At 73.6% G+C, this 6,487-nt stretch carries 6 protein-coding genes; 4 read left to right on the top strand and 2 right to left on the bottom strand.

Translation table 11 applies throughout. The annotated features are described in order from the left end of the window. Positions 1-110 precede the first annotated feature (110 nt). Together paaK and paaI are read right to left on the bottom strand one after the other, a co-directional pair. Positions 111-1,448: a phenylacetate--CoA ligase PaaK gene (paaK, locus tag ACFV0G_RS32485; protein ID WP_380555761.1), complete on the bottom strand. Its 1,338-nt coding sequence runs from the start codon at positions 1,446-1,448 to the stop codon at positions 111-113. Then, entirely contained in the window at positions 1,445-1,828 is a 384-nt protein-coding gene (gene paaI / locus ACFV0G_RS32480) for a hydroxyphenylacetyl-CoA thioesterase PaaI (protein ID WP_380555763.1), read from the bottom strand. The genes paaK and paaI overlap by 4 nt, the downstream gene beginning before the upstream one ends. A gap of 139 nt (positions 1,829-1,967) precedes the next feature. Here paaI and paaN point away from each other — a divergent pair, with 139 nt between their 5' ends. The 4 genes from paaN to ACFV0G_RS32460 form a co-directional block, all read left to right on the top strand. Then, the gene (paaN, locus tag ACFV0G_RS32475) at positions 1,968-3,680 is read left to right on the top strand and encodes a phenylacetic acid degradation protein PaaN (RefSeq protein ID WP_380555759.1); all 1,713 of its coding nucleotides are present in this window, start codon (positions 1,968-1,970) and stop codon (positions 3,678-3,680) included. After that, positions 3,673-4,896, top strand: coding sequence for a thiolase family protein (locus tag ACFV0G_RS32470; protein WP_380555757.1), 1,224 nt, complete (start codon positions 3,673-3,675; stop codon positions 4,894-4,896). The genes paaN and ACFV0G_RS32470 overlap by 8 nt, the downstream gene beginning before the upstream one ends. After that, on the top strand, positions 4,893-5,654 hold the full coding sequence (locus ACFV0G_RS32465) for an enoyl-CoA hydratase/isomerase family protein (RefSeq protein WP_380555755.1): 762 nt from the start codon (positions 4,893-4,895) through the stop codon (positions 5,652-5,654). The genes ACFV0G_RS32470 and ACFV0G_RS32465 overlap by 4 nt, the downstream gene beginning before the upstream one ends. Then, on the top strand, positions 5,651-6,487 hold an 837-nt coding region (locus tag ACFV0G_RS32460; protein ID WP_380555753.1), incomplete at its 3' end, for a 3-hydroxyacyl-CoA dehydrogenase family protein. The genes ACFV0G_RS32465 and ACFV0G_RS32460, both read left to right, overlap by 4 nt.

Raw genomic sequence — 6,487 nt, 5'->3', positions numbered from 1 at the left:
GTGTCCAGGTGCGGCGCGCGCACCCCCGCGCCGCCCTGCGGGCGCGCCAGCCGAGGCCGTGCCGGTCGTGCCGGTCGTGCCGGCGGGCAGGGGGGCCGCCGCGCCCGGGATCACTGGTTGCGCAGGTCGCTGATGCGCTGGATCTTGCCGATCGAGCGCTTCAGGGTCTCGGGGTCGACGATCTCGATCCCGACGGTGACGCCGACGCCGTCCTTGACGCCCTTGGCGATCAGGGCGGCGGCCGCCTCCCGGTCCCCGGGGGTGGCGCCGGGGCGTGCCTCGACGCGCACGGTCATGTGGTCCATGCGGCCGCGGCGGGTCAGCTCCAGCTGGAAGTGCGGGGCGACACCGGGCGTGCGCAGCACGATCTCCTCGATCTGGCTGGGGAAGACGTTCACCCCGCGCAGGATGATCATGTCGTCGGAGCGTCCGGTGATCTTCTCCATCCGCCGGAAGGCCGGACGGGCGGTGCCGGGCAGCAGCCGGGTCAGGTCGCGGGTGCGGTAGCGGATGATCGGCAGCGCCTCCTTGGTGAGGGAGGTGAACACCAGCTCGCCGCTCTCCCCGTCGGCCAGGACCTCGGCGGTGATCGGGTCCACCACCTCCGGGTAGAAGTTGTCCTCCCAGATGTGCAGGCCGTCCTTGGTCTCGACGCACTCGGCGGAGACCCCGGGGCCGATGACCTCGGACAGGCCGTAGATGTCGACGGCGTGGATGTCGAGGCGGTCCTCGATCTCGCGGCGCATCTCCTCCGTCCACGGCTCGGCGCCGAAGATGCCGACCCGCAGCGAGGTGCTGCGCGGGTCGATGCCCTGGCGCTCGAACTCGTCGAGCAGAGTGAGCATGTAGGAGGGGGTGACCATGATGATCTCGGGCCGGAAGTCCTGGATGATCTGCACCTGACGGGCGGTCATGCCGCCCGAGGCGGGGATGACGGTGCAGCCGGCCCGCTCGGCGCCGTAGTGGGCGCCGAGGCCGCCGGTGAACAGGCCGTAGCCGTAGCTGACGTGGACCTTGTGGCCCGGGCGGCCGCCGGCGGCGCGGATCGAGCGGGCGACCATGTCCGCCCACATCGACAGGTCGTTCTCGGTGTAGCCGACGACGGTGGGGCGGCCGGTGGTGCCGCTGGAGGCGTGGACGCGGCGCACCTGGTCCATGGGGACGGCGAACATCCCGAAGGGGTAGGTGTCGCGCAGGTCGGACTTGGTGGTGAAGGGGAACCGCGCGAGGTCGTCCAGGCTCCGGCAGTCGTCGGGCTTGACCCCGGCCTCGTCGAACTTCTTGCGGTAGAGCTCGACGTTCTCGTACGCGTGCCGCAGGGTCGCCTGCAGACGGGTCAGCTGATGCTCCCGCAGCTCGTCCCGGCTCATCCGCTCGCCGGCGTCCAGGAGCTCCTCGGGGATCGGTGCTCCCAGGCGCGCGGAACGGGCCGTCGGGTTGCTGGTCATCGCATCTCCTCGGTGCTTCGGATGCTGCGGCTGCGGCCGCGGAACTCTGCAATCACCTCGTCGCCGCGCAGGACGGTCACGTCGTAGATGCCGCTGCGGCCGAACCGGGTGCGCTCGTGGGCGCGGGCCGTGAGCACGTCGCCCTCGTACGCCGGAGCGACGAAGGTGACCTCGGCCCCGGCCGCGACGGTGACGGGCCCGTGGCTGTTGCAGGCACAGGCGAACGCGGTGTCGGCGAACAGGAACAGGTAACCGCCGTGGGCGGTCCCGTGTCCGTTCACCATGGCCGGAGTCACGGTCATCCGGGCCACGGCCGTCCCGCGTCCGGTCTCCAGCAGCTCGATGCCGAGCCCCCGGGAGGCCTCGTCCGCGGCGAACATGGCCTCTGCGGGACCCGGTGTCGCATGGATGGGATGTGTCACAGTTTAGACCACCTTGTGAACCGACCGAACATTCGGTTACCTTGCGGCAAGGCCAAGTAGTTCAGTCGCCGACCGGCACTGTCAAGAGGTGGAACGGATGTCAGAGATCACCCCGGAGCGCCCCGATTTCTTCCTCCAGCACCGCGTACTCCTGGAACGGGCGGTCAGCGCCACCACGAGCCGCGAGCACTGGACGCCGTACCCGGAGTCGCCCAGCACCTCGATCTACGGTGCGGACGCCCCGGCCAACGGCGAGGCGGCCTTCCGGGCGCAGGTCGGTACGCCGTTCGAGCTGCCCGGGCACCCGGGCAGCGGCGAGGTGCCGGCCACCGAGACCTCGCCCTACGGCCTTCCGCTGGGCATCACCTACCCCCGCGTCACCCCGGACGAGGCGGTGGCTGCGGCGAAGGCCGCCACCGGCGCCTGGCGCGCCGCCGGCCCGGACACCCGCGCCGGGGTCGCCGCCGAGATCCTGGCCCGGCTGAACGCGGCGAGCTTCGAGATCGCGCACGCCGTCCAGCACACCACCGGACAGGCCTTCGTCATGGCCTTCCAGGCCGGCGGCCCGCACGCGCAGGACCGGGGCCTGGAGGCGGTCGCGTACGCCTGGGCCGAGCAGAAGCGGCACCCGGCGTCGGCGCGCTGGGCGAAGCCGCAGCGCAAGGGCGGCCCGCTGGCGCTGGACAAGACCTTCACCCCGGTCGGCCGCGGCGTGTCCCTGCTGATCGCCTGCAACACCTTCCCGACCTGGAACGGCTACCCCGGGCTGTTCGCCAGCCTGGTCACCGGCAATCCGGTGATCGTCAAGCCCCACCCGGCGGCGGTGCTCCCGCTCGCGATCACCGTGCGGACCGCCCGCGAGGTGCTGGCCGAGGCCGGGTTCGACCCGGACCTGGTGATCCTCGCCGCCGAGCGCCCCGAGGACCGCACGGCCGGGGCCCTGGCCCTCCACCCGGACGTCCGCATCATCGACTTCACCGGGTCCACCGAGTTCGGCGACTGGCTGGAGGCCAACGCCCGGCAGGCCGTCGTCCACACCGAGAAGGCCGGCCTGAACACGGTCGTGCTCGACTCCACCGACGACTACCGCGGACTGCTGGGCAACCTGGCCTTCTCGCTCTCCCTGTACAGCGGCCAGATGTGCACCACCCCGCAGAACCTGCTGATCCCCCGTCAGGGCATCGCCACCGACCAGGGGGCGAAGAGCGCCGACGAGTTCGCCGCCGACCTCGCCGCCGCACTGGACAAACTGCTCGGCGACCCGGCCCGGGCGGCCGGCACACTGGGCGCGATCGTGAACGACGGCGTCCTGAAGCGGCTGGAGCAGGCCGCGGGGCTCGGCCGCACCGCCCGGCCGTCGGCGCCGGTCGACCACCCGGAGTACCCGGAGGCGGTCGTCCGCACCCCGCTGGTGGTGCGCCTGGACGCCGAGGCGGACGGGGATGCCTACACCCGCGAGTGGTTCGGGCCGGTCTCCTTCGTCATCGGCACCGACTCGACCGAGCACAGCCTGGAGATCTTCCGCACCACGGTGCGCGAGCACGGCGCGCTCACCGCCGCGGTCCACTCCACCAGCGAGGCGGTGCTGGCCGCCGCCGAGGAGGCGGCCCTGGACGCCGGCGTCCACATCTCGGAGAACCTCACCGGCGGCGTGTTCGTCAACCAGTCCGCCGCCTTCAGCGACTTCCACGGCAGTGCCGCCAACCCGGCCGCCAGCGCCACCCTGTCCGACCCCGCATTCGTCACCGGCCGCTTCGCGACCCTCCAGTCGCGCCGGCCCGCTCCCGCCGAGGAGGCCGCCCGTGCCTGACGACGTCTACCTGATCGACGGGGCCCGCACCCCGCAGGGCCGCTACGGCGGTGCCCTGGCCTCGGTGCGCCCCGACGATCTGGCCGCCCTGGTCGTGGGCGAGGCCGTCCGGCGCGCCGGGATCCCCGCCGACGCCGTGGACGAGGTGATCCTCGGCGCCGCCAACCAGGCCGGCGAGGACAACCGCGACGTCGCCCGCATGGCCGTCCTGCTGGCCGGGCTGCCGCACACCGTCCCCGGCTACACCGTCAACCGGCTCTGCGCCTCCGGCCTCACCGCGGTCGCCTCCGCGGCCCAGGCGATCCGGGCCGGCGAGGCCGACCTGATCGTCGCCGGCGGTGTGGAGTCGATGACCCGCGCCCCCTGGGTGATGGAGAAGCCGGGCACTCCCTGGGCCAAGCCCGGCGAGGTGCACGACACCTCGCTCGGCTGGCGGTTCACCAACCCGCGCTTCACCGCCGCCGACCGGGCGGTGCCCGCCGGAGCCGGCCCCGAGACCACCAGGCTCACCCTGTCGATGGGCGAGACGGCCGAGGAGGTCGCCGCGCTGGACGGCATCACCCGGGCCGAGTCCGACGCGTTCGCGCTGCGCAGCCACCAGCGGGCCGTCGCGGCCCAGCAGGCGGGCCGCTTCGACGCCGAGATCGTGCCGGTGCCGGTGAAGGACGGCGAGGTCACCCGGGACGAGGGCCCGCGCCCCGCCACCACCCTGGAGAAGCTCGGCACGCTGCGGACGATCTTCCGCAAGGACGGCATCGTGACCGCGGGCTCCGCCTCGCCGCTCTCCGACGGCGCGGCCGCCCTGGTGGTGGCGAGCGCCGCGGCCGTGGAGCGGTACGGACTCACCCCGCGGGCCCGGATCGTCACCTCCGCCTCGGCCGGCGTCCAGCCCAACCTCATGGGCCTCGGCCCGGTGCCCGCCACCGAGAAGGCCCTCGCCCGGGCCGGATGGCAGACCGCCGACCTGGACGCGGTCGAGCTCAACGAGGCCTTCGCCGCCCAGGCCCTGGCCGTCGTCCGGCGCCTGAAGCTCGACGAGGAGAAGGTCAACGCCGACGGCGGCGCCATCGCGCTGGGCCACCCGCTGGGCTGCTCCGGCGCACGGATCCTGCTCACGCTGCTCGGACGGCTGGAGCGCGAGAACGGACGCCGAGGCCTCGCCACGCTGTGCGTGGGCGTGGGCCAGGGCGTCGCGATGCTGGTGGAGAGGGTATGACCGTGACGTACGAGACGCTGCTGGTCGAGGAGCGCGCCGACCGGGTCGTGGTGACCCTGCACCGCCCCGAGGCGCGGAACGCGATCAGCGGGCTGATGATCAGTGAACTGCACGCCGTCTGCGACCTGCTGGAGCGCGAGCCCCGGCTGCTGCTGCTCACCGGCCACGGCGGGGTGTTCGCCGGCGGCGCGGACATCGCGGAACTGCTGCAGCGGGGCCGGGACGAGGCCCTCCGGGGCATCAACAGCCGGCTGTTCGAGCGGGTGCGCAGGCTGCCGATGCCGACCGTGGCCGCCGTCGACGGCTGGGCGCTGGGCGGCGGCGCGGAACTGTCGTACGCCTGCGACATCCGCATCGCCGGGCCGGACGCCGTCTTCGGCAACCCCGAGCCCGGACTCGGCATCCTCGCCGCGGCCGGCGCCTGCTGGCGGCTGCCGGAGCTGGTCGGGGAGTCGATCGCCAAGCAGGTGCTGCTCGCCGGCCGCAACCTCGACGCCCGGGCGGCGCTCGCCGCGGGCCTGGTGATCGACGTCGTCCCGGCCGACAAGCTGCTGGACGAGGCCCACGCCCTGCTCGACCGCATGGCGCGCTCCTCGGCCACGGCGCTGCGCCTGACCAAGCTCGTCGTCGACAACCCGGGCGCGCACCCGGTGGCCGACGACCTGGCCCAGGCCGTGCTGTTCGAGGGACAGGACAAGAAGGACCGGATGACCCGCTTCCTGGAGAAGCGGGGCGCGGAGCAGAGGAGCAAGGCATGAGCAGCGCGCCCGGCATCGTCGGAGTGATCGGCGGCGGCACGATGGGAGCCGGCATCGCCCAGTCCTTCGCCGCCATCGGCTCGTCCGTCGTCGTGGTCGAGAGCAGCCCGGAGGCCGCCTCCGCCGCACTGGACCGGATCGCCTCCGGCCTGAAGCGGGCCGAGGAGCGCGGCAGGCTCGCCGAGCCGGCCGCGGACGTGCTCGCCCGGGTCACGGCCGCCACCTCGGTGGACGGCCTGCCCGCCGACGCCGACCTGGTCGTCGAGGCCGTCCCCGAGATCCCCGCCCTCAAGGCCGAGCTGCTCGCCGCGGCGGAGCAGGCCGTGGGGGAGCGGACGGTGCTGGCCAGCAACACCAGCTCGCTGTCGGTCACCGAGCTCGCCGCCGCGCTGGCCGCACCGGGCCGCTTCCTGGGCATGCACTTCTTCAACCCCGTGCCCGCCTCCGCGCTGGTCGAGCTGGTCGTCGCACCGGACACCGCCGACGAGACCGTGCAGGCCGCCCTGGGCTGGACGCACGCGCTCGGCAAGCAGGACGTGGTGGTCAAGGACTCCCCGGGCTTCGCCAGCAGCCGCCTCGGCCTCGTCCTCGGCCTGGAGGCGATCCGCATGGTCGAGGAGGGGGTCGCCGAGCCGGCGGCCATCGACGACGCCATGACCCTCGGCTACAAGCACCCGATGGGCCCGCTGCGCCTGACCGACCTGGTCGGCCTGGACGTCCGGCTGGCCATCGCCGAGTACCTGCACGCCACCCTCGGCGAGCGCTTCGCCCCGCCGCAGCTGCTGCGGGACAAGGTCGCCCGCGGCGAGCTCGGCCGCAAGACCGGCCAGGGC

The organism is Kitasatospora sp. NPDC059571 (assembly GCF_042735675.1).
Taxonomy (GTDB): Bacteria; Actinomycetota; Actinomycetes; order Streptomycetales; family Streptomycetaceae; genus Kitasatospora.
The sequence above is the reverse complement of the archived record's forward strand: the minus strand, read 5'-3'. Positions and strand labels throughout refer to the sequence as shown.